Annotated in this window: 21 protein-coding genes and 4 tRNA genes; 10 read left to right on the forward strand and 15 right to left on the reverse strand. The window is 62.9% G+C overall.

Going from position 1 to position 20,679, the window contains the following annotated elements:
• The first annotated feature begins 2 nt into the window (after window positions 1-2).
• Window positions 3-3,224, forward strand: a complete 3,222-nt coding sequence (locus tag SJI03_RS26000) for an efflux RND transporter permease subunit (protein ID WP_099380488.1) — start codon at window positions 3-5, stop codon at window positions 3,222-3,224.
• 91 nt (window positions 3,225-3,315) lie between these two features.
• Here SJI03_RS26000 and SJI03_RS26005 read toward each other — a convergent pair whose 3' ends face one another.
• The 6 genes from SJI03_RS26005 to SJI03_RS26030 all read right to left on the reverse strand — a co-directional run bounded on the left by SJI03_RS26005 (window position 3,316) and on the right by SJI03_RS26030 (window position 10,593).
• Window positions 3,316-3,642, reverse strand: a complete 327-nt coding sequence (locus SJI03_RS26005) for a hypothetical protein (protein WP_322429124.1) — start codon at window positions 3,640-3,642, stop codon at window positions 3,316-3,318.
• Between the two features lie 237 nt (window positions 3,643-3,879).
• Window positions 3,880-4,803 carry an S-adenosyl-l-methionine hydroxide adenosyltransferase family protein gene (locus tag SJI03_RS26010; protein ID WP_322429125.1) on the reverse strand — a complete coding sequence of 308 codons (924 nt, stop codon included), beginning with the start codon at window positions 4,801-4,803 and terminating at the stop codon, window positions 3,880-3,882.
• Between the two features lie 17 nt (window positions 4,804-4,820).
• On the reverse strand, window positions 4,821-7,340 hold the full coding sequence (locus SJI03_RS26015; RefSeq protein WP_322429126.1) for a TonB-dependent receptor: 2,520 nt from the start codon (window positions 7,338-7,340) through the stop codon (window positions 4,821-4,823).
• Between the two features lie 112 nt (window positions 7,341-7,452).
• Window positions 7,453-8,331 carry an NAD(P)H-hydrate dehydratase gene (locus SJI03_RS26020; RefSeq protein WP_322429127.1) on the reverse strand — a complete coding sequence of 293 codons (879 nt, stop codon included), beginning with the start codon at window positions 8,329-8,331 and terminating at the stop codon, window positions 7,453-7,455.
• 16 nt (window positions 8,332-8,347) lie between these two features.
• A complete protein-coding gene (locus tag SJI03_RS26025; protein ID WP_322429128.1) occupies window positions 8,348-9,112 on the reverse strand; it encodes a histidine phosphatase family protein in 765 nt (254 codons plus the stop codon).
• Between the two features lie 80 nt (window positions 9,113-9,192).
• On the reverse strand, window positions 9,193-10,593 hold the full coding sequence (locus SJI03_RS26030) for an L-cystine transporter (protein ID WP_092612184.1): 1,401 nt from the start codon (window positions 10,591-10,593) through the stop codon (window positions 9,193-9,195).
• 261 nt (window positions 10,594-10,854) lie between these two features.
• Here SJI03_RS26030 and SJI03_RS26035 point away from each other — a divergent pair, with 261 nt between their 5' ends.
• On the forward strand, window positions 10,855-11,232 hold the full coding sequence (locus SJI03_RS26035; RefSeq protein ID WP_099380482.1) for a nuclear transport factor 2 family protein: 378 nt from the start codon (window positions 10,855-10,857) through the stop codon (window positions 11,230-11,232).
• 13 nt (window positions 11,233-11,245) lie between these two features.
• Window positions 11,246-11,635: a hypothetical protein gene (locus tag SJI03_RS26040; protein ID WP_322429129.1), complete on the forward strand. Its 390-nt coding sequence runs from the start codon at window positions 11,246-11,248 to the stop codon at window positions 11,633-11,635.
• A 3-nt stretch (window positions 11,636-11,638) separates the two neighbouring features.
• On the opposite strand, the gene SJI03_RS26045 is transcribed toward SJI03_RS26040, so the two are convergent.
• Window positions 11,639-12,250 (reverse strand): YigZ family protein, encoded by a 612-nt coding sequence (locus SJI03_RS26045; RefSeq protein WP_322429130.1) that lies wholly within the window; start codon window positions 12,248-12,250, stop codon window positions 11,639-11,641.
• Window positions 12,251-12,307: 57 nt separating this feature from the next.
• Window positions 12,308-12,574 (reverse strand): hypothetical protein, encoded by a 267-nt coding sequence (locus SJI03_RS26050; RefSeq protein ID WP_322429131.1) that lies wholly within the window; start codon window positions 12,572-12,574, stop codon window positions 12,308-12,310.
• A gap of 93 nt (window positions 12,575-12,667) precedes the next feature.
• Between SJI03_RS26050 and SJI03_RS26055 the strand changes: the two genes are divergently transcribed.
• Window positions 12,668-13,408 (forward strand): helix-turn-helix domain-containing protein, encoded by a 741-nt coding sequence (locus tag SJI03_RS26055; RefSeq protein ID WP_416208790.1) that lies wholly within the window; start codon window positions 12,668-12,670, stop codon window positions 13,406-13,408.
• A gap of 54 nt (window positions 13,409-13,462) precedes the next feature.
• On the opposite strand, the gene SJI03_RS26060 is transcribed toward SJI03_RS26055, so the two are convergent.
• Together SJI03_RS26060 and SJI03_RS26065 are read right to left on the reverse strand one after the other, a co-directional pair.
• Window positions 13,463-13,538: transfer RNA gene (locus tag SJI03_RS26060), tRNA-Lys, on the reverse strand.
• An 80-nt stretch (window positions 13,539-13,618) separates the two neighbouring features.
• A tRNA-Lys gene (locus tag SJI03_RS26065) sits at window positions 13,619-13,694 on the reverse strand.
• A 120-nt stretch (window positions 13,695-13,814) separates the two neighbouring features.
• On the opposite strand from SJI03_RS26065, the gene SJI03_RS26070 reads away from it, so the two are divergent.
• Window positions 13,815-14,273 carry a MarR family winged helix-turn-helix transcriptional regulator gene (locus SJI03_RS26070; protein ID WP_322429132.1) on the forward strand — a complete coding sequence of 153 codons (459 nt, stop codon included), beginning with the start codon at window positions 13,815-13,817 and terminating at the stop codon, window positions 14,271-14,273.
• Window positions 14,270-15,757 carry an MDR family MFS transporter gene (locus SJI03_RS26075; RefSeq protein ID WP_322429133.1) on the forward strand — a complete coding sequence of 496 codons (1,488 nt, stop codon included), beginning with the start codon at window positions 14,270-14,272 and terminating at the stop codon, window positions 15,755-15,757. Before SJI03_RS26070 ends, SJI03_RS26075 begins: the two co-directional genes overlap by 4 nt.
• On the opposite strand, the gene SJI03_RS26080 is transcribed toward SJI03_RS26075, so the two are convergent.
• On the reverse strand, window positions 15,751-16,839 hold the full coding sequence (locus SJI03_RS26080) for an NADH:flavin oxidoreductase/NADH oxidase (protein ID WP_322429134.1): 1,089 nt from the start codon (window positions 16,837-16,839) through the stop codon (window positions 15,751-15,753). The two genes, SJI03_RS26075 and SJI03_RS26080, sit on opposite strands and share 7 nt — an antisense overlap.
• 106 nt (window positions 16,840-16,945) lie before the next feature.
• On the opposite strand from SJI03_RS26080, the gene SJI03_RS26085 reads away from it, so the two are divergent.
• The 4 genes from SJI03_RS26085 (at window position 16,946) to SJI03_RS26100 (ending at window position 19,154) form a co-directional block, all read left to right on the forward strand.
• Window positions 16,946-17,287 (forward strand): ArsR/SmtB family transcription factor, encoded by a 342-nt coding sequence (locus SJI03_RS26085; protein ID WP_322429135.1) that lies wholly within the window; start codon window positions 16,946-16,948, stop codon window positions 17,285-17,287.
• A 122-nt stretch (window positions 17,288-17,409) separates the two neighbouring features.
• A complete protein-coding gene (locus SJI03_RS26090; RefSeq protein WP_322429136.1) occupies window positions 17,410-18,540 on the forward strand; it encodes an acyltransferase in 1,131 nt (376 codons plus the stop codon).
• 82 nt (window positions 18,541-18,622) lie between these two features.
• On the forward strand, window positions 18,623-18,895 hold the full coding sequence (locus tag SJI03_RS26095; RefSeq protein WP_322429137.1) for a BrnT family toxin: 273 nt from the start codon (window positions 18,623-18,625) through the stop codon (window positions 18,893-18,895).
• Window positions 18,855-19,154, forward strand: coding sequence for a BrnA antitoxin family protein (locus SJI03_RS26100; protein WP_322429138.1), 300 nt, complete (start codon window positions 18,855-18,857; stop codon window positions 19,152-19,154). The genes SJI03_RS26095 and SJI03_RS26100 overlap by 41 nt, the downstream gene beginning before the upstream one ends.
• A 37-nt stretch (window positions 19,155-19,191) precedes the next feature.
• Here SJI03_RS26100 and SJI03_RS26105 read toward each other — a convergent pair whose 3' ends face one another.
• From SJI03_RS26105 to ybgF, 4 genes are all read right to left on the reverse strand, one after another.
• Window positions 19,192-19,437 (reverse strand): stability determinant, encoded by a 246-nt coding sequence (locus SJI03_RS26105; protein ID WP_322429139.1) that lies wholly within the window; start codon window positions 19,435-19,437, stop codon window positions 19,192-19,194.
• 143 nt (window positions 19,438-19,580) lie between these two features.
• Window positions 19,581-19,656: transfer RNA gene (locus SJI03_RS26110), tRNA-Lys, on the reverse strand.
• 89 nt (window positions 19,657-19,745) lie between these two features.
• Window positions 19,746-19,821, reverse strand: a tRNA-Lys gene (locus SJI03_RS26115).
• Window positions 19,822-19,888: 67 nt separating this feature from the next.
• The gene (gene ybgF / locus SJI03_RS26120) at window positions 19,889-20,647 is read right to left on the reverse strand and encodes a tol-pal system protein YbgF (RefSeq protein WP_077401297.1); all 759 of its coding nucleotides are present in this window, start codon (window positions 20,645-20,647) and stop codon (window positions 19,889-19,891) included.
• Window positions 20,648-20,679 lie beyond the last annotated feature (32 nt).

A 20,679-nucleotide genomic window follows, 5' to 3' on the forward strand; every position in this document is an offset into this window, starting at 1 on the left:
CCATGTTCCTTTCCGATTTCAGTATCAAGCGGCCCACCGCCACCATCGTCCTGATCCTGGCCATGATGTGCGTCGGCTTGCTGGCGCTCAAGAAATTGCGCGTCAACCAGAACCCGGATGTCGAAGTGCCCTTCATCGTCGTCAGTATTCCTTACCCTGGCGCCTCGCCCGATACGGTCGAGCGCGAAGTGGTGAACCGCCTGGAAAAGTCGCTGCAAAGTATTTCCGGCGTGACCGAAGTCAACAGCGATTCGAATGAAGGTTCAGCCAGCATCTTCCTGAAGTTTTCCTTCAATACCAATTTGATCGAAGCGTCCGACAATATCCGCAATGCGATTGCCGCCGTGCGCTACAAGTTGCCGACGGAAATGCGCGAGCCCATCTTGCAGCGCATCGACCCGGCGGCCGAGCCGATCATGCAGCTGGCGCTGTCGTCGAATACGCAAAGCCATGCGGAAATTTCGCGCCTGGCCGAAGACGTGCTGTCGGACCGCTTCCGCACCGTCGATGGCGTGGCGCTGGTCAACGTGGGCGGATCGCTCAAGCGCGAACTGTCCGTGCTGCTGCGGGCGGAAAAGTTGCGCGAATACAATGTTTCCGTCAGCGATGTCGTCACCGCCTTGCGCAACCAGAACACGAATGCCCCGGTGGGCAAGGTGCGCGGCACCCTGGACGAGAAAAGCATCCGCCTCGTGGGCCGCATCGAGTCGCCAAGCGACTTCGAGAAAGTGGTGATCAAGCGCCGCGGCGAGGAAATCGTGCGCCTGGCGCAAGTGGCCACCATCGAAGATGGCTTTGCCGAAGTCAACAGCCTGAGCATGCGCAGCGGCAAGCCTAACGTGGGCATTTCGATCACCCGCGTGCGCGACGCCTCCACCGTCAGTGTGGCCAACAAGATCCGCGACATGGTGGCGGAAATCAACAAGACCTTGCCGAAAGGCACGATCCTGCAAGTGACGCGCGACGGCGGCGAAAACGCCCAGCATAGCTTGAACAACGTGATCGAATCGCTGGTGCTGGGCGCCGTGCTGACGATCTTCGTCGTCTACGCCTTCCTGAACTCGTGGCGTTCCACCCTGATTACGGCACTGAGCCTGCCGACGTCCGTGATTGCCGCCTTCATTGCCGTGTGGCTGTGCGGCTTTACCCTGAACTTCATGACCTTGCTGGGCCTGTCGCTGGCCATTGGCGTGCTGATCGATGACGCCATCGTGGTGCGTGAAAACATCGTGCGCCACATGCAGATGGGCAAGGATCGCCGCACGGCCGCGCTGGAAGGCACGGCCGAGATCGGTATGGCCGTGGCCGCCACGACCTTCTCCATCATCGCCGTCTTCATTCCCGTGGCCTTCATGCCCGGTATCTCCGGCGAATGGTTCCGTCCGTTTGCCTTGACGGTGACGTGTTCGGTGCTCGTCAGCCTGGGCATCTCGTTTACGCTCGACCCGATGCTGTCGGCCTACTGGGGCGACCCGGTCGAGGAACACTCGGCGCCGAAAAAAGGTATCGGCCGCGTGCTGGAAAAATTCAACCACTGGTTCGACCATCAGGCCGACCGCTATGGCCGCGTGATCGCCTGGGCCCTGCATCACCGCCGCTGGATGGCCGTCATCGCCTTCGGCAGCCTGGTGGGCGCAATTGTTCTGCACGCTACGCATGGCGGCACGAGTTTCTTGCCGGCATCCGATTCGGGCAACTTGATGATCAATGTGCGCACGCCATCGTCAAGCAGCATCGAGTATTCGCGCCTGAAACTGGAAGCGGCGGCCGTGCTGGCGCGTTCCTTGCCTGAAACCAAGGACACCAACAGCTCCATCAATGCGGGCGGCGGACGCGTGTATGTCGATATCGGCAAGCGCAACACCCGCAAGCGTTCGGCCAAGGAAATCGCGGTCGAGCTGCGCGAGAAGATGTCACGCCTGGTCGGTGCCGAATACGTGGTGCAGGATGACTTGAGCAATGGTTCGCAAAAGCCGATCCAGGTGGAGTTCACGGGTCCCGATTCGCGCAAGCTCATGGAAATCACGAATGCCTATATGGACAAGCTGCGCGCCATTCCTGGCGCCGTCGATGTGGGCTTGTCCGAGCAAGACCCGAAGAATGAGCTGCAGATCGAGCTCAACCGTGGCCTGGCCAACTCGATGGGCATTTCCGTCAATGACGCGGCGCAATCGTTGCGCGTGGCGTTTGCCGGCGTGGAAGTGGGCGACTGGGTCGATCCGACGGGCGAAACGCGCGACGTGGCCGTCCGTCTGCACCCTGACGACCGTGTGGCATCGGAAAACATCGAGCGCCTGCCGATCAGCGTGACGGGCACGTCGCAAATGGTGCCGCTCGACCAGATCGCCACCATTACCATGGGCAAGGGCCCGTCCGGCATCGAGCACAAGAATGGCAAGCGCACGATTACCGTATCGGCCAATGCGCAAGGCCGCTCGAATGGCGAAGTGACGAGCGACGCCATGAAGCTGGCCAACTCCATCGACTTCCCGCCCGGCTACGGCCTGGCACTCGGTGGCGCCGGCCAGGACCAGCAAGAGTTGTTCACGGAAATGCTGATCGCGCTGGTGATGGGTATCGGCCTGATGTATTTGATCCTGGTCATGCAATTCGGTTCCTTCACGGCGCCCGTGGCCGTGATGATGTCCTTGCCGCTCAGTTTGATCGGCGTGGTGGTGGCGCTGGTGATCACGAACAACACCCTCAACCTGATGAGCTTTATCGGTATCATCATGCTGATGGGCCTGGTCGCCAAGAACGCCATCCTGCTGCTGGACGCGGCGCGCAAGCGCGAGGAAGAGGGCCATGGCCGCGAAGATGCGCTGATGTATGCAGGCCGCATGCGTCTGCGCCCCATCCTGATGACGACGTTTGCGCTGATCGCCGGCATGTTCCCCGTGGCACTGGGCCTGGGCGAGGGCGGCGAGTTCTACCGTCCATTGGCGATCGCCATCATCGGCGGCACCATCACCTCGACGATTTTGACCTTGCTGGTCGTGCCGACCTTCTATGACAGCATCGAAATCGCCCGCGATGGCGCCGTGGCCAAGTTCCACCGCCGCGCCGCGCGCATGCCCGTCGCCGTGGCCATGATCCTGACCCTGGTCGAGTGCGTACTGACCTTGCTGCTGGTGCGTTTCGTCTACCGCATGCTGAAAAAGGCCGTGCTGTTCCTGATGGGACGCCGCACGCCGAAAGCAGCGTCGGTCAGCCTGCAAAAGTAATACCGGGCCAAGGCCAGCTCACGCTGCGCAGTGGTATTTCAAGAGCCTTCCTCGGAAGGCTCTTTTTTTGCCTGCTCGTCTGGCTAGGGGGCTAGCTGTTGCGTGGTGGCGACGTAGTGCCTGTGCCTGTTCCTGGTGTCGTGCCATTTTGAGGCGGCGTGGTCGAGGGTGGCGTGGTAGTGCCATCGGGATTGGTGGTGGTGCCTGGTGTCATGCCAGGTGTGGCGGCTGGCGTGTCCGGGTTGGTCGTGCCCGTGGTGCCGGACGTGCCGCTGGTGGCGGGCGGCGTTGTCGGCGCGGTGGCGGCGGGCGTGGCGGTGGTGCTGGTGTCATTGCGTTTGTTGCAACCGCCCAGCAACGCGCAGACGATGGCGCTACCAAGGACGAGCTTGCTGGTGGTCAGGAGTGGAGCCGTCATGATTGTTCCTTTTCAGTGTAAGACTGTCGTGGAAACGCATGCCTTGCCAGATTGCGTATCTGGAACAAGGCTGGCATCGCTTGCAAGGATTAGAGTAGGTGGGCCGGTACAGGTTCACCGGACTTGCACAGGCGTGGTGCTGGCGGAGGCGGGGAGAGCGCTGCGTTTGACGTAGCGCAAACCCGCATGGGATACGAGATGGGCCAGGACAGGATGCCCTGGCCGTGTTCGGGTGGTTTATTTGGCGCCAGGGACCTTGCTGACTTCCACTTCCCAATCCACGCCCGACTCGACGTGGTGCTTGGCAGCAAAGTCACCCTGGCTGATGGCAACAGCCACGTCGAGCAGGCTGTTCAGGTAGACCAGCGGCTTGCCCTTGGCGACGCCGCCAAATGTGTGTTCGAATGGCGCCGTCACCTTGGCCACTTGCTTGCCCTTGTGCAAGATGCGCACTTGCAGCGGATCATGCAGTTTCACCTGCAATTCGTCGAGCAGCGATTTCGGGATATTCGTCCACACATTGCCATACTTGACGTCGAGTACGGGCACGATGCCACGGATGGTATTGCCGTCGCGCACAGGCTTTTGATACGCAATCTTGACTACTGATTCGCTCGGCAATTGCGGGCCTACCTGTTCATACGTGATGGCGCCCGATGCCAGGCGCGCGCCCACATACGCGTACACGTCGCGGCCATGGAAGGTGTACGACTCGGCGGAGCCCGCCAGGCGATTGACCTTTTCATCGATTTCGCGCAGTTCGGCCACGCCGTCGCGTTCGGCGATCAGGGTGAACAGGCCATTGTCCGGCCCCACGAAGTAGCGCCCGCCCTTGGTTTTCAGCACCACCGACTTGCGCGTCGTGCCCACGCCCGGATCGATGACGGAAACAAACACCGTGCCTTGCGGCCAGTAATTGGCCGTCTGGTACAAGCGGTAGGCGCCCAGCCAGATGTCGTAGTCGGGAATCTGGTGCGTCAGGTCCGAAATGGTCAGCTGCGGATCGACGCCATAGGCGACGCCATGCATGGCTGACACGGCGCCGTCGGCCGTGCCGAAGTCCGTCATCAGTACCAGCGGCGCGGCAGCCTGGGCGGACGACAGCAGGAGGGCGCTCAGGCAGGCGCCGGCGACGAGGTGGGAGATTTTCTTGAGGATCATGGGTTCTTTCCGTGGCGTTAGAAGGTGTAGTTCAGCTTGGCGTAAAAGTACGCGCCGTTCACGCCGATGGGGTTGATGAAATTGTAGGGCAGGGCGCCGCCATACGTGGCGTTATTCGTTTCCCGTACGCGCTGCGGATAGCGGTCGAGGATGTTGTTGCCGCCCACGCTCAGGGTCAGCTGCTTGCTCAGTTTTAACTGACCCTCCAGGTCCAGCGACCAGACGGCGCCGAAGCGTTGCGCGGGGATGCCATCGATCAGGGGGGCATCGCTGTCGTAGGAAAAATCTTTCAGCTCGCCAAAGCGCGTGGCGCGCGCCTGCACACCCCAGCCGGCCGCTTGCCAGTCGGCACCGAGGATCAATTTGCTGGCGGGTGACGCATGTTTGATGCGGAACAAACTCGTCTCCGTCAGCAGGGTCAGACTTGGATCGATATTGGATAGCGCGGCGGAACTCTGGTGCACCTTGTCGAGGCTGGTCTTGTTCAGGTTCAGCGCCGCATTCAGGTTCAGCTTGCCTGAGGTGAACGTCAGGTCGTGGTTCAGCACCACGTCCAGGCCTTTGGTCCGCGTGTCGAGCAAATTGGCCAGGTAGGCCACGGACTGGATGTCGCTGCGGTTATTGGCGGCCAGGTAGGCCGTGACGGTGTCGCTTTGCAAGTCGCTCGAGCGCGTGATGCGGTCGCGGATGCGGATCACGTAGGCATCTACCGTCACGCTGGTGGCGGCGGCCGGTTTCCAGGCCAGGCCCAGCGAGACGTTGGTCGATTTTTCCGGTTTCAGCTGTTGCGCGCCGAAGCTGCGCGCCAGCGGGTCGCTGGCCGGCAGCAGGGCCGCCGTTTGCAGGGCCGTGCCATCGGCGTTGAAGTTCAGTGTGGCGAAGCGGAAGCCCGTCTGCACGAGGGCCGGCGCGCGGAAGCTGTTCGACAGCGAACCGCGCACAAGAAAATTCTCCGTCACTTTATAGCGCGTGGACAGCTTGCCCGTACTGGCACTGCCGAAGTCGCTGTAGTCGGAATAGCGGGCGGCGGCGCCCACCAGCAGGCGCGGCGTGAGATCGCTTTCAACGTCCGCATACACGGAGCGGATTTGCCGACTGCCGTCATAGGCATCCGATGGACGCAGGCCAGGTCCCGCCTGGGCGCCCGGCGGCGCATCCGTGAAGCTGCCGGCCGCATACGAAGCGGGGTCGCCTGCCGAGCTGGTGTAGGTTTCCCGCATCCACTCGGCGCCCACCGCCACGCTCAAGGGGGCGGGCAAGCCGATGTCGATGCTGCGCGTGGCATCGATGTTCAAGGCGTTCTGGCGGAAGTCGAAACCGGCCAGCTTGAAACGCGTGGGGCTGGCCGCGCCCAGCGAGGCGTTGACGGAGTGGCTCACGCCGTAGTCAAAGCGGTCGCTGCCGTGGCGCGCGCTGGCGTCCCAGTTCCACTCGCCCGCGCTGCCGCGCACGCCGGCCACGATGCTGAGGTCGCGCTTGTCGCCATTGGTGACGGGGCGGTAGCCGTTCGGATACAGGGCCAGTACGTTCGACGGGTCGCCCGGATAGCGGAAGTAGGCGCTGCCGTCCGATTTGCGTTCGTTGAGGGTGGCAAACGAGTACAGGTCCAGGCCGTTGGCCAGGGTGAGCTGGGTGTTGTAGAACAAATAGTTGTTGCGCTGGCGCGAGTCGCCCGACTTGAACACCACCTTGCCGTCGAGGGCCTGGTCCGCTGGCGTGAAGTTGTAGGAAGTCCAACCCGCGTCGCTGGGGCCGGCCCGTTCCGTCGGCGAGCGGTGCCGTGTTTCGGCGCCGAAGCGGAAGAAACCCGCTTCGCCCAGCGGCACGCCATAGTCGGCGTTGACGATGACGGTCTGGCCATCCGTCAGGGTTTGATCGGTGGGGGCGAAATGCGTATGGTTGGCGCCATAGCTGATGGAAGCGGCACCGCCCGTGCGCGCCTTTTTCAGCACGATGTTGATGACACCCGCCACGGCGTCGCTGCCGTACTGGGCGCCGGCGCCGTCGCGCAGGATTTCGATGTGGTCGATGGCGTTGGGCGGAATGGCATTGATGTCGACCGGCACGGTGCCGGCGAAGCTGCTTTCAGTATCGAGCACGGCGCTCGTGTGGCGGCGCTTGCCGTTGATCAGCACCAGCACCTGGTCCGGTGCCAGTCCCCGCAACTGGATGCCGCGCACGGAGTCCGACGCGCCGCTCGACTCGATGCGGGGGAAGTTGATCGACGGCGACAGGTTTTGCAGGGCCGCGCCCACATCGCCTGTCGCCAGCGCATTGCTCACTTCGCGCGCGCCGAAGCGGTCGATGGGCACGCTGCTGTCGAACACCGTGCGATTGCGCGCGCGCGAGCCGACGACGGTGACCTGGTCGATGCTGGCGCCGGCCGTTTCAGCGGTGTTGCCTGTGCCTGTGCTGGCGGTGGCTTGCGCGTCCTGGGCCCAGGCGGGAGCGGTGCCCAGCATGGCGCAGGCCAGCACGATGGCGCGCAGCGGCGTGGCGGGAAGGGAAAGGGAGTCGGTTGAATGGCGCGGATACAAGGCGGTGTCCTTTGGGCTCGATTAGTGTCGGTGTGGAAACAGTTGCCATGAGCTTAAGGGAGGCGCCCGCCGGCGCTAACGATTCTTTCTGGATATGCTTATGCTGTTGTTTTTATGCCGCCAGATTGCGCAGCAGGGCGGGAATCTCGGCCGGGATTTCGCGCGCCAGGTAGCCGAGGATGCCGAAGCGCAGGGCCAGCTGTTCGCCCGCCTGCGCATGCAGGGCGATGCCCCAGGCGCACGCTTGCTCCAACGGAGCGCCGCGCGCGGCCAGACCCGTGATGATGCCGGCCAGGGTGTCGCCGGAACCGGAAATGGCCAGGCCGATGTTGCCGCCCGCATGTGTCCAGCTGGTGCCGTCGGGCATGGCGATGACGGTCAGTGCGCCTTTCAGGGCGACGATGGCATTCCAGCGCCGCGCCGCGTCCACGGCGCAGGCATGCGGGTCGGCCAGCACGGCGTCTTTTGACAGGCCCATCAGTTGGGCCAGTTCGCCCGCGTGCGGCGTCAGCAGAACCGGTTGGTCAAAGCGGAAGTGCGCGGGCTTGCGCACGACTTGCATGGCGCACGCGTCAAGAATCAAGCGACTGGCGGCAAACAGGGGCAGCAGGTGACGCATCAGCTCGCAACTTGCGGCCGTGTCGCACATGCCTGGCCCGACGAGCACGGCGTCCACCTTGCCGGCCAGCGGCGCCAGCTGATGTTGCGCTTCGTGCCGGAAGCCGCCCAGCGCCGTTTCATCCAGGCCGATGACCCGCGCCTCGGGCATGGCGATGGCCACTTGCGCCGCCACCGACGCGCCCGTCGCCAGGGTCAGCTTGCCGGCGCCCGCGCGCAGGGCGGCCGTGGCGGCCAGCACAATGGCGCCCGGCATTTCCGCCGAGCCGGCAATGATCAGCAGGTGGCCGCGCACTTCCTTGTCGCCGTCTGGCTGGGGCATGGGCAGGGGCCAGGAGCGCAGCAGGGATGGGGTGATGTCGGTGGTGTCCATGCATGCCTCCGAAGGATCAGGATTTGGGCGCGGCCGGCATGTCGGGCTGGGCCGTGACGGGTGTGCCGGCCGCTTCCAGCGGCGCGACGAAGTTGCACAGGTTCAGCTGCAGCTTGCCGTGCTTGCCCACGGCGGGGTTGAAGGCATACGAGGTGACGCCGCAGTTGGGCACGTCGGCTGCCTTGTCGATGGCCAGGATGGCTTGCTCGTCGCAGCGTTCCAGCAGGTAGCGGAAGCAATTGACGATGACCTGGTGGCCGACGATCAGCACCCGTTCGCCCCGGTATTCGCGGGTGATGGTGTCGAGCACGCTGCGCAGGCGCAGGATGACGTCGCACCAGCTTTCGCCGCCCGGTGGACGGAAGTAAAATTTGCCCACGTGCTGGCGCTGTTCGTACAGTTCCGGGTACTTGCTGGCGATGCCGTGCACGGTCAGGCGGTCGAGGATGCCGAATTCCTTTTCGCGCAGGCGCTCGTCGGCCACCACGGCGCTCAGGCTGTCTGCATCGAGGCGCGTCAGCACGGCTTGTGCCGTCTGCTGCGCCCGTACGTACGGGGAATACAGCACGACGGTCGGTTGTTGTTCAGGGGGAAGGGTGGCGAACCAGTCGCCCAAGGCTTGCGCCTGGCGCGCGCCCAGTTCGGAGAGGGGGACGTCGACATCGCGCTCGGCGATGGCGATCAATAACTGTTTTTCCGCTTCGGCGGCATCGCGCGCCACGTTGCCGGCACTTTGGCCGTGACGCACGATCCAGATTTGCCGCGGCCATTTCTGTTCCATCGCCTTGCGCCTTCCTCTGTATTTATTGTTAATAAATATAGACGAAAGCGGCAAGGTACGGCGCGCCGCTGGACAGATTTTTAGGCGGCGTGCTCCGCTTCATCCAAGTCGGGCGCGTCGTCGCTGTTGTAGACGGCCAGGTCGGTTTGTCCCATGACCCGGCTGGTGACGGTACCGGCCGTGATCGAGCCGCTGACGTTCAGGGCCGTGCGGCCCATGTCGATCAGCGGTTCGACGGAAATCAGCAAGCCGGCCAGTGCGACGGGCAAGTCCATCGCCGACAGCACGATCAGCGCGGCAAACGTGGCGCCGCCGCCCACGCCGGCCACGCCGACGGAACCGATGGTGATGATGGCCAGCAATGGCAGCAGGAAGCTGATCGTGAACGGGTCGACGCCGACGGTGGGGGCGATCATGACGGCCAGCATGGCCGGATAGATGCCGGCGCAGCCGTTCTGGCCGATGGTCGAACCGAACGAGGCGGCAAAGTTGGCGATGCCTTCCGGCGTGCCCAGGCGCTGGGTTTGCGTCTGCACGCTCATCGGGATGGAACCGGCGCTGGTGCGCGACGTAAACGCGAAGGCCAGCACGGGGAAGACTTTTTTCACGAAGCGCAGCGGATTGAGACCCACGCCGGCGATGATGGCCAGGTGCACGAGGAACATCAATATCAGCGCGCTGTACGAGGCGACGACGAAGTTGATCAGTTTCAAGATGTCCGTGTAGCTCGACGACGCCACCACTTCAAACATCAGCGCGAACACGCCGTACGGCGTCAGGCGCAGTACCAGGGTGACCATGCGCATGACGATGGCGTGCGCCACTTTCATGAAGTTTTCGAAAGAAGCGAAGATTTCCGGCTTCTTCACCGCGATACCCGTGGCCGAGATGCCGATGAAAATCGAGAACACGACCACGGCGATGGTCGACGTCTTGCGCGCGCCCGTCATGTCGAGGAAGGGGTTGGTCGGCACGAAGCTGACCAGCAGTTTCGGCAGCGACAGGGCCTTCGCCGTTTCCAGCGAGCCTTGCAGCTGCACGCCGCGCGCCACTTCGGCAGCGCTCGAGGTCAGGCCGACAGCCGTCAGGCCGAACAGCTTGGCCATCAAAATGCCCAGCGCGGCGGCGATGGTGGTGGTGATGAGCAGGGTGCCGATGGTTAACGCGCTGATCTTGCCCAGGGAACTCGCATCCTTGAGCTTTAAAATGGCGGAAATGATCGAGACCATGATCAGCGGCATGATGATCATTTGCAGCAGTTTTACGTAGCCGCTGCCGACGATGTCGATGTATTCATTGGTGCCCGCGATGATGGGCGAGCCGGCGCCGTACAGCCACTGCACGGCCGCACCGAGCAGCACGCCCAGGCCAAGGCCCGTGAAGACGCGCACGGTAAACGTCGCATGTTTGCGTTGCTGGTGGAACATGAAAGCGAAGACGAGCAACGCAACGAGCAGGTTCAGGATGATGTTAATTGCCATGAAGGGGCCTTATCTTGGTTTTATTCGAGACTGCACGGAGCACATAAAACAGTACTACAACTGACAGCTGCCCCAGCCCGGGGCGGAAGGGCAAGCACTGTACAGTACTATGGTGGCGTTTTGCGCAATACCGCTGCGAATATTACGCTATATAAATATGCTCCACAGGCATAAGTCTTCCGGCGGATTGTGAAAAACCCGATTTCATGCCAGCATGTTTTGCCTATTTATCAATGTCGTGCATATATTTGAAGGAAAAAGATGAATGCTTTAACGGAAGTACAGGTACTCGATGCGGAAGAACGCTTGCGCCTGGCCATGATGGCCTCCGACGTGGCTGTACTGAATCAGTTGCTGGCTGATGACTTATTGTTTACCAATCACTTGGGCCACTTGCTGAGCAAGCATGCGGACCTGGCCGCGCACGAGCAGCGCCTGCTGACAATCACGGACTTGCGCGCGTCCGAGCGCCATGTGCGCATCAATGGCAACGTGGCCGTCGTCTCCGTGCGCATGCAGCTGACGGGCAGCTATCACGATGTGGAAACGCATGGCGACTTCCGTTTTACGCGCGTCTGGACGCAGGATGCGGCCGGCGCGCTGCAAGTGATCGCCGCCCATTCCGGCGTCGTGGCTTGAGGAGCATCATTTAGTGGATCATCGTTCCAAAGGGCAGCTGTTTGAAGCTGTTATCGCCGCCGGCCCTGCCACTCTGGCCATCACGGCCGGCTATCCCGTGCTGTTGTACAACCTGGTGCGCACCTGGGCTGACGCCCCCGGCGCCAATGCCCTGGCCGCGCTGCTGTTGACGGGCGGCTTGTGGGCCTTGCTGGAATTTTGGCGCATCGCCCTGGCCACCGTGGCGCGCAAGGCATACGCGTTCAACTGGCGTTTCTGGCTGGCCATCGCCAGTTTTCTCGCCTGCTTCGTGCGTTTCGTGCCGGACATGCCGGCCGGACTGATGCTGCTATTGATGGTGCTGCCGGCGCTGGCGTGGACGCATTTCATCTTGCTGCAGAGCAAGCGCCCACCCAATTTGTAAGTTTTATTCTTCCTCTTCTGCTTCTGCTTCTGCTTTCAGCCAGGCTATCCGCCCATTGCCCGCCTCATGCAAGTGGGCGAGCAGGGCGGTAGCCGCCGCTTCCGCCAGGCTGAAGTCGAACAGCACGTGCTCGCCGTGTTCCACGCTCAGCAAGGTGGCGCCGGCGCCATCGAGTTCGCGGCGCAGCATGCCTTCCATTGCATACGGCACCGTGCAGCGCAAGGTTCTCTGGCGCACGATGGCCGTCTTTTCCGCCTGCAACAGCGCTTGCGCCACGCTATCCGTGTAGGCGCGCACGAGGCCGCCCGCGCCCAGCTTGATCCCGCCAAAGTAACGCACGACGGTCGCCAGCACGCCTTCCAGGTCCTGGTGGCGCAGCACGTCGAGCATGGGCCGTCCGGCTGTGCCGCTCGGTTCGCCATCATCGACGGCCGCCGACTGCCCGCCCGCCAGCAGCGCCCAGCACACATGGCAGGCGCCCGGATGCTGCGCCTTCAAGTCGTTGACCACCTGCTGCGCGCTGGCGCGGTCCGTCATTGGCTGCACGCAACCGATGAAACGGCTTTTCTTGATGATCAGTTCGCTGTGGACGGGAGTGGCAATGGTAAACGGCATGGCGGGTGCGAAGGCGGGCAAAGCAGCATGATAGAGGAAATGTGCGCCGGGGACGAGTCAGCCCGCTCGCGCTGTGGGGGCGGTAACCAGTTCGCGCAGCGCCGCATCGCGCACTTGCACAATGTCGAACAGTCCCAGTGCGTGCAGGGCGGGCAGGGCATCAACAATGTCGCGCTCGGCCATGGTCCGTTCGGCGATGCTGCTGTTCTCGTCCAGCCATAGCCTGGCATTGGCCAGGAAGGCGCCCACCGTGCCCTTGCGAACGGTCACGCCATTGAACTGACCCTGGTTTTGTTGATCCGGTAATACGTCTTCTGCGCGCATGGTGAACTCCTGAATGTTGGAAAGACTTCACTGTATGATGGCTGGATTGTCTTGCCTGCGTTGTTTATGTCATTCAATACGTCAAATCCGCCAATCTTGTCGCCATCGCTGCCGCTGCACGCCATGCATATTTCCCAGCCGCAGGAAAGGGTGACGGCGGCGCACCACCACGCCAGCGGCCAACTGTTCGGCGCCATGCAGGGCTTGCTTTCCGTTGCCGCCGACAGCGGGCAGTGGGTGGTGCCGGCCAGCCACTGCGTGTGGATGCCGCCCCACCACGTCCATGGCCTGCGTTCGCATGGCCCGTTTGCGGGCTGGAGCGTGTATGTGGACGAAGCCAGTAGCGCCAGCTTGCCCGCCGCGCCTTGCGTGATGCGTGTCTCGGGCTTGCTGCGCGAAGCGGTGGGCCGCGCCAGCGCCTGGGACGACGGCGCGCTGGACGCGCGGCAAGCCCGGGTGGCGGCCGTGATCCTCGACGAAATCGCCGCTTCGCCGCACGAACCCTTCGGCTTGCCCCTGCCCACGGACCCGCGCCTGCTGCGCGTGGCGCGCGCCGTGCTCGATGACTTGGCCGACGAGCGTGGCGTGGAAGCGTTGGCCGCCTGGGCCGGCGTATCACCGCGCACCCTGGCCCGTCGCTTCACGGCCGAGACAGGCTTTACGCCCTCGGCCTGGCGCCAGCGCGCCCGCATCCTGCGCGCCCTGGAGTTATTGGCCACCGGCCAGCCGGTCACGACGATTGCACTGGACCTGGGCTACGATAACATCAGCGCCTTCATCGCCATGTTCAAGCGGGTGATGGGCGTGACGCCGGGGAGGTATGGGGGAGAATAAGCTGGTGCGCAAACAAAAAAGCCAACCGCGAACGGTTGGCTTCTCTGAAGTATTTGGTAGGCCGTGCGGGATTCGAACCTGCGACCAACGGATTAAAAGTCCGCTGCTCTACCAGCTGAGCTAACGACCCAAAAACTTTGACTACTTACTGCGGTAACACTGTGCGGTACGTGGCTTGCCATGGTGGCAAGTAAGCGTACTGCAAATTCTTGGTAGGCCGTGCGGGATTCGAACCTGCGACCAACGGATTAAAAGTCCGCTGCTCTACCAGCTGAGCTAACGACCCAAGGGCGGCTATTATGACGGCCAGCGGCGGTTTTGGGAAGGGCGGGGATGGAAAAAAGCCTTGCATGGTGTCCGGGGGCGGCATAATATTGGTAGATAGCCTACCTACTTATATATTTCCATGTCCACTACAGAAGACCTTCCCATCCCCGAACGCGCGCTGGCGCTGTCCGATGAATTGCGCACGGCGTTCAAGCGCCTGCTGCGCTCCATGCAGCGCGAAGGGGGCGAGCTGGAGGGTAGCGTATCGATGATGCAATACATGCTGCTGGCGCTGATCCACGAGCAGCCTGGCATCGGCGTGGCCGCGCTGGCGCGCCTGCAGAATGTGCGCGGGCCTACCGTCAGCGCGCAGGTCAAGTCGCTGGAAGAAGCGGGGCTGGTCGAGCGCAGCGCGCCCGATCCGCAAGACCGGCGGCGCTCGGGCCTGCAGGTCTCCGCGCAAGGCCTGGCGATACTCGAAACCCTGCGCGCGCGCCGCCGCGATACGCTGGCGCGGCGCATCGCCCGCCTGACGCCGCAGCAGATCGATGCACTGGAAGCCGCCATGCAGCCGCTGCTTGAGATCGGACAAGCATGAGCCGCCACGATCAAGCCACCGATGCTGTAAAACCCGTCACCGAGCGCGAAGTGCGCGCCATCTATCTGGGCCTGTTGGCCGTGCTGGGCCTCGGCGCGCTGGACCAGAGCATCGTCGCCACGGCCTTGCCGCGCATCGTCGATGACCTGGGCGGCATGGCGCACCTGTCGTGGGTGGTCACGGCGTATGTGCTGGCCTCGACGGCTACCATGCCCCTGTACGGCAAGCTGGCCGACCAGTACGGCCGCCGTCCCATGATCTTTACGGCCCTGCTGACCTTTTTGCTCGGTTCCGTGTTGTGCGGGCTGGCGCAGAACATGACGGAACTCATTATCTTTCGCGCTATCCAGGGCTTGGGTGCGGGCGGCTTCATGCCGCTGGCGCAAATCATCATCGGCGATATCGTGCCGCCGGCCGAGCGGGGCAAGCGGCAGGGCATGGTGCCCATCGTGTTTGCCGTCACCAGCGTGCTGGGCCCCGTGCTGGGCGGCGTCATCACGGATGCCTTGTCGTGGCACTGGATTTTCTACGTCAACCTGCCCATTGGCGCGGCTGCCTTTGTCATCATCGCGCGCGCCATGCGCAAGCCCGTGCGCATGCACGCGCACAAGATCGACTATCTGGGGTCTGCCTTGCTGACGGGCGCTGTCACGGCGGCCCTGCTGGTGCTGGCGTTGGGCGGTACCGAGTGGCCGTGGGACGCGCTGGCCATCAAGGTGTGCGGCGGCATCGCCGTGTTGCTGGGTCTCTGGCTGGCGTTTCACGTGGGCAAGGTGGATGAACCCGTGCTGCCGCCCGAGCTGTTCGAAAACCGCACCTTCAATATCGCCAGCCTGGTCATGGCCATGACCTTCATGGGCCTGATGGGCGCCAGCGTCTTCTTTCCCCTGTTCTTCCAGCTGGTGATGGGCACCAGTCCCGCCGAATCGGGCGTGATGACGGTGGCGATGATGGTGGGGCTGGTGGCGTCGTCGATGTTCAATGGCCGGGTGCTGTCGCGCTCGGGCAAGTACAAGATGGTGCAGGTGATGGGGCTGGGCGTGGCGGTCGTGGCGTTTGCCGTGCTGGCCTGGGCCATGGAAACGTCGCGTGGCTACTGGATCATCGAGCCGGCCATCTTTTTCCTCGGCACGGGGCTGGGACTGGTGATGCCGAACATGACGATTGCCGTGCAAAATGCCTTGCCGCTGGCGCGCCGCGGCGTGGGCACGGCCATGCTGGCCTTTTTCCGCTCGCTGGGCGGCTTGCTGGGCGTGACGGCGTCCGGCGCCATCCTTGCGCACCAGTTGCACAAGCATGGCGTGGAAGCCGTCTCGGCGCTCGGTGCGCACGCGGCGACGCAGACGGTGGAAGTGTACCGCCATGCGATCGCCAGCGTGTTTGGCGCCGGCGCCGTGTTGCTGCTATTGGGGCTGGTCTTCCTGCTGTTCCTGCCGGAACTGCCCCTGGAGGGGCATCCGGCGACGGTCAGGGACGATCAGTAGCGTTCCAGCCAGTGGGCGTACGGTGCCGGCAGGGTCCACGAGGCGCGTTCCACGCCGAGTTCCTTGGCGGCAAAGTATGCCCAGTGCGGGTTGGCCAGGTGCGCCTTGCCGACCATCACCACGTCCAGTTGTTCTTCCTTGACGACACGCTCGGCAATGGCTGGCGTGCCGAAGCCCCAGGCGGACGAGACGGGAACGCCCGCTTCGCGGCGCACGCGCTCGGCAATCGGGCCCATGAAGGCCGGGCCCCATGGAATCGACACGTCGGGAATGGTAAAACCCATGCTGACGCTGAGCATATCCATGCCCGCATCCTTGAACTGGCGCACGAGGCCGATGGATTCAAGCAGGGTTTGCTCGTCGCGGCCGTCGAATTCCAGCACGCCAAAGCGGATCGTCAGCGGCAGGTGTTCGGGCCACACTGCGCGCACGGCTTTCAAGGTTTCCAGCAGGAAGCGGCTACGGTTTTCCAGGCTGCCGCCATAGATATCGTCGCGCTGGTTCGAGTGGGCGGAAAAGAAGCTTTGCGCCAGGTAGCCGTGGGCGAAGTGCAGTTCCAGCCATTCGAAGCCCACTTCGCGGGCGCGTATGGCCGCGTCGACGAAGTTCTGTTTCACGCGGGCGATATCGTCGAGATCCATGCTGCGCGGCACTTTCGGCAGGCCGCCGCCGAAGGCGATGGCGGACGGGCCGATGGTTTGCCAGCCGCGCGCATCGCCCTCAGCGATATGATCGTCGCCTTCCCATGGCCGGTTGGCGCTGGCCTTGCGGCCCGCGTGGGCGATCTGGATGCCGGGCACGGAACCGGCCGCCTTGATGGCTTTGACGACTGGCACGAAGGCTTGCGCCAGGTCATCGTTCCAGATACCCGTGCAACCGGGCGTGATGCGGCCTTCCGGCGCCACGGCCGTCGCTTCGACGATCACCAGGCCGGCGCCGCCACGGGCCATGCCCGCGTAATGCGACAGATGCCAGTCGTTGGCGACGCCATCGACGGCCATGTACTGGCACATGGGCGGCACGGCGATGCGGTTGCGCAGGGTGACGTTTTTGAGGGTGTAGGGCTGGAAGAGGGCGGACATGGTGGCCTTTGTGTTTGTTGATGAAGGTGTATGGAAATACTGATTCGGTAGTTCGTAAATATTCGAAGAATGGAATTAGTATAGCGTATGCTGTATGATTCTGCTCATGCGCCCACACAAACATCCTCCCGCCAGCGAATTCGTCCTTGAAAGAGTGCTGTACGCCTTGAGCGATTCCATCCGCCTCGACATCGTGCGCCACCTGGCCAGAGTCGACGCGGCCGCTTGCGGCGACCTCGATGGCGGGCGGCCGAAGTCGACCGTTTCCCACCATTTCAAGGTCTTGCGCGAAGCGGGCCTCGTCTACACGGAAAACGCGGGCACGACGCACATGAACACCCTGCGCCGCGCCGATATCGAGAGCCGTTTTCCCGGTTTGCTCGACGTCATCCTGGCGCAGCAGCCAGTGGCGCCCGAGGTGTCGGACGCGGGCGGGCGGGGAGTCTAGCCGCCTGCCGTGCCCCGCCATTTGCCAGGCTCGGCTATGATGTCGGCCTTTCGGTAAATCCTCAGCCGCGCGCCTGTTGCGCGATGGGCTGGCGACACTACCTGGCACGGCAAGGATAGGGAATGACGGCAGCAGCAGTGGTATCACAGGCGGACCTGGCAAATCGTCCGCAGTTTGGCTGGATCAATGGTTTGAAGGCAGGCGCGGCGCAGTTGATCGTGTTGCACCACCTGGCGTTTTACGGCCCCATGTCCGACTACGTGCAACCCCTGTGGCCAGCGTTGCTGGACTGGCTGGGCGGCAGCGCGCGCATCGCCGTGCAAGTTTTTCTCGTCATCGGCGGCTTTCTTGTCGCCAAATCGCTCTCTCCCGCCGGCCGTCCCGGTATTGCTTCACCGCTGCAAGCGATCTGGCGCCGCTATGCCAAGCTGGCGCCGCCATTCCTGGCTGCCACCTTGCTCGCGGCCATCATCACGCCCGTGGCAGGCATCTGGATGCAGCACGACTCCATGTCGGCCGCCGTCACCCTGGGCCAGCTGAGCGCCCATGCCTTGCTGCTGCACGGCGTGCTGGGCTATGAATCGCTGTCGGCCGGCGCCTGGTATGTGGCCATCGATTTCCAGCTCTACCTGCTGACGGTATCGCTGCTGTGGCTGGGCGGCCGCGTGGCGGGCCATCGGCGCCGGCACTGGCTCATGCCGCTGGCCGTCACCGTGGGCATCACTTTTTCCTTGCTGTATTTCAATCTCGACGCGGACTGGGACAACTGGGCGCCGTATTTCTTCGGCAGCTACGGCCTCGGCATGCTGGCCTGGTGGGCCAGCGACCCGGCCCGCAAACCGGGCGCCATGACCGTGCTCATGGCCATGGCCGCCGTGCCCGTCCTGCTGGCCCTGGCCGTCGACTACCGCAGCCGCATCGCCCTGGCCCTGATCGTCGCCTGCGCCCTGTTCCTGTTCGGCCGCGCCCGCACGCCGTCCCAGGGCGGCGCCTGGAACGTCATCAATACCCTCGGCCGCATCTCGTATGCCGTGTTTCTCGTGCACTTTCCCGTCAGCCTGCTGGTGAATGCCTTATTTATTACGTATGTGCCGCTCGAGCCGGAATGGCAGGCGCTGGGCATGCTGACAGCCTGGGGCGCCAGCCTGGCGGCCGGTGCCGCGTTTTACCGCTGGGTGGAGGTGCCGCTGGGGCGGGTGATGGGTGGCGTGGTGGCGCATCTGGCCGGGCGGCCGGCGTTGGCGTCGCGTTAGGGGCGACAACGTAGTTGTCCTGATGCTGCCCTTGCCCGGAAATAGGGCTGGCTGTTTCCATTATTTGTTACTACAATAAATAATGAGAATCACTTTTGATGCTGCCAAGCGTGAAAAGACGCTCAAGGAGCGTGGTCTCGACTTCGCACGTGCACGCGAAGTGTTTGGCGGACTCACCGTTACGCTGCCGGACCAGCGCCAGGACTATGGCGAATCCCGTTTCATCACTGCAGGCTGGCTCGATGAGCGCCTGGTTGTACTGGTCTGGACGCCGCGTGGCCTGGCGCGCAGAATCATCAGCATGAGGAAGGCAAATGAACGCGAAATCGACAAATACAAGCAAGGCCTGGGTTGACCACGACGATGCGCCTGAATTGACGGACGGTTTTTTTGAGCAGGGCGTCTGGCAAGTGGGTGACCAGCCCGTTTCCCGGCCCGAGGCGCAGCAAGAAATGGCGCGTCGTCGCGGCAGGCCCGCTGGTACCGGTGGCAAGGTCAGCACGACCATACGCTTCGACGCTGAAATTATCGAGGCCTTCAAGGCCACCGGCGACGGTTGGCAAACGCGCATGAATGATGCGCTGAAGGAGTGGCTGCGGGCGCGGCGGGTGTAGTGGCTTACTTTGGTACTCGCAAGGCTGAGGTGCCGCATTAAAAGCGGTGTTCCGTATGGCAGAGAGTATTGTTGCTCAGGGATATAGTTGCCGTGTATGCATGACGGCCGTCAGTCTGTGGCGTGACGATTTTCCTCAGTTGCGCCATGACTGTCTCGTGCGAGGCGGTAGGGCGGTCATCATTGAGCGACGCCAGCACCTTTGTGCGAAACCAGTGGTCATAGGTTTCGGCGGCTTCCGTTGTCGCAAATTCGGACGTGGTCGAGGATGGGCTGGCGTTCATGATGGTCTGATTATACGACAGTCCGACAGAGATGTAGCGCGGGTGACAAGGCGTTTGATTTGTATCAGCGATGGCATCGCGTGCAAGTGATGCCGCTGAAAACAAAAAAGCCAACCGCGAACGGTTGGCTTCTCTGACGTATTTGGTAGGCCGTGCGGGATTCGAACCTGCGACCAACGGATTAAAAGTCCGCTGCTCTACCAGCTGAGCTAACGACCCAAAAACTTTTTACAACAACTTCGGTAACACTGTGCCGTAAAAAAATGCTTGCTATAACAACTCGCAAGCAGATCAGTACTGCGTATTCGTGGTAGGCCGTGCGGGATTCGAACCTGCGACCAACGGATTAAAAGTCCGCTGCTCTACCAGCTGAGCTAACGACCCGAAGAAGAAAGATTATAGGGGGTGCCCGGGATTCTGTCAAACCTAACGGGCAACTTTTTCCCCGCTTTTACTTTTTGCCGCCCCGTTCCTTGGCGGCCTGGGCCGCGCTGGAGTCCGGGTAGCGCGAGATCAGGGCGTTCAGCGTCTTGGTCGCGTTCGGCTTGTCTTTCAGCTCCGTGTAGCAGCTGGCGATGTTGAGCATGGCGTCGGGCGCTTTAGGGCTGTCCGGGTAGTGTTTCAGCACTGCCTGTTGGGCCGTGATGGCGCTCTTGCAGTCGCGCTGGGCGTAATAGGCGTTACCCAGCCAGTATTGCGCGTTGGCCGCGTAGGCTGATTCCGGATAGCGCTTGACGAAGCCGTCCAGGGCCGTCACGGCGCCCTTGTAGTCGCCCGACTTGAACAGGCCGAACGCGGATTCGTATGCGCTTTGCTCGGATACGCCCACGGCCGCTTCCTGACCGTCGATGGTGACCTGGCGCGGTTCGAGCTTGCGCAGGCGCGCATCGATATCGGTGTAGAAATCCTTCTGGCGCTTTTGCGTGTTCGCCAGATCGTTGCCCAGCACTTCGATCTGGCCGCGCAGGCGGGCGATCTCCTGCATGGTTTGGTCGTGCTGGTTGATCAGGCTCAAGGTGCTGGTCTTGTCCGCCTTGGCGTCGATGCGGCTGTTCAGGTCGCGCGCCATGGCGTCGACCTTGGCGCGCAGCTCGAGGATGGCCTTGCGCGCTTCGTCGTCATCGAACAGGGCGGCGTTGGCGTGCAGGGGCAGGTAGGCAAACGCGGCCATCAAGGCGGCGGCGACGCCGGCTTTCGAGAATGTCATCATGAGTCGGGCTTTCTAAGGTTACGCAAACATGC

It is taken from the genome of Janthinobacterium sp. GMG1 (assembly GCF_034427795.1).
In the GTDB taxonomy this organism is placed as follows: Bacteria; Pseudomonadota; Gammaproteobacteria; order Burkholderiales; family Burkholderiaceae_D; genus Janthinobacterium.

What these genes read in the sequence shown, in the direction of transcription:
- SJI03_RS26000 (WP_099380488.1), top strand. Translation starts at nt 3, where the DNA reads ATGTTCCTTTCCGATTTCAGTATCAAGCGGCCCACCGCCACCATCGTC.
- SJI03_RS26005 (WP_322429124.1), bottom strand. Translation starts at nt 3,642, where the DNA reads ATGACGGCTCCACTCCTGACCACCAGCAAGCTCGTCCTTGGTAGCGCC.
- SJI03_RS26010 (WP_322429125.1), bottom strand. Translation starts at nt 4,803, where the DNA reads ATGATCCTCAAGAAAATCTCCCACCTCGTCGCCGGCGCCTGCCTGAGC.
- SJI03_RS26020 (WP_322429127.1), bottom strand. Translation starts at nt 8,331, where the DNA reads ATGGACACCACCGACATCACCCCATCCCTGCTGCGCTCCTGGCCCCTG.
- SJI03_RS26025 (WP_322429128.1), bottom strand. Translation starts at nt 9,112, where the DNA reads ATGGAACAGAAATGGCCGCGGCAAATCTGGATCGTGCGTCACGGCCAA.
- SJI03_RS26030 (WP_092612184.1), bottom strand. Translation starts at nt 10,593, where the DNA reads ATGGCAATTAACATCATCCTGAACCTGCTCGTTGCGTTGCTCGTCTTC.
- SJI03_RS26035 (WP_099380482.1), top strand. Translation starts at nt 10,855, where the DNA reads ATGAATGCTTTAACGGAAGTACAGGTACTCGATGCGGAAGAACGCTTG.
- SJI03_RS26045 (WP_322429130.1), bottom strand. Translation starts at nt 12,250, where the DNA reads ATGCCGTTTACCATTGCCACTCCCGTCCACAGCGAACTGATCATCAAG.
- SJI03_RS26050 (WP_322429131.1), bottom strand. Translation starts at nt 12,574, where the DNA reads ATGCGCGCAGAAGACGTATTACCGGATCAACAAAACCAGGGTCAGTTC.
- SJI03_RS26070 (WP_322429132.1), top strand. Translation starts at nt 13,815, where the DNA reads ATGTCCACTACAGAAGACCTTCCCATCCCCGAACGCGCGCTGGCGCTG.
- SJI03_RS26075 (WP_322429133.1), top strand. Translation starts at nt 14,270, where the DNA reads ATGAGCCGCCACGATCAAGCCACCGATGCTGTAAAACCCGTCACCGAG.
- SJI03_RS26080 (WP_322429134.1), bottom strand. Translation starts at nt 16,839, where the DNA reads ATGTCCGCCCTCTTCCAGCCCTACACCCTCAAAAACGTCACCCTGCGC.
- SJI03_RS26085 (WP_322429135.1), top strand. Translation starts at nt 16,946, where the DNA reads ATGCGCCCACACAAACATCCTCCCGCCAGCGAATTCGTCCTTGAAAGA.
- SJI03_RS26090 (WP_322429136.1), top strand. Translation starts at nt 17,410, where the DNA reads ATGACGGCAGCAGCAGTGGTATCACAGGCGGACCTGGCAAATCGTCCG.
- SJI03_RS26095 (WP_322429137.1), top strand. Translation starts at nt 18,623, where the DNA reads ATGAGAATCACTTTTGATGCTGCCAAGCGTGAAAAGACGCTCAAGGAG.
- SJI03_RS26100 (WP_322429138.1), top strand. Translation starts at nt 18,855, where the DNA reads ATGAACGCGAAATCGACAAATACAAGCAAGGCCTGGGTTGACCACGAC.
- SJI03_RS26105 (WP_322429139.1), bottom strand. Translation starts at nt 19,437, where the DNA reads ATGAACGCCAGCCCATCCTCGACCACGTCCGAATTTGCGACAACGGAA.
- ybgF (WP_077401297.1), bottom strand. Translation starts at nt 20,647, where the DNA reads ATGATGACATTCTCGAAAGCCGGCGTCGCCGCCGCCTTGATGGCCGCG.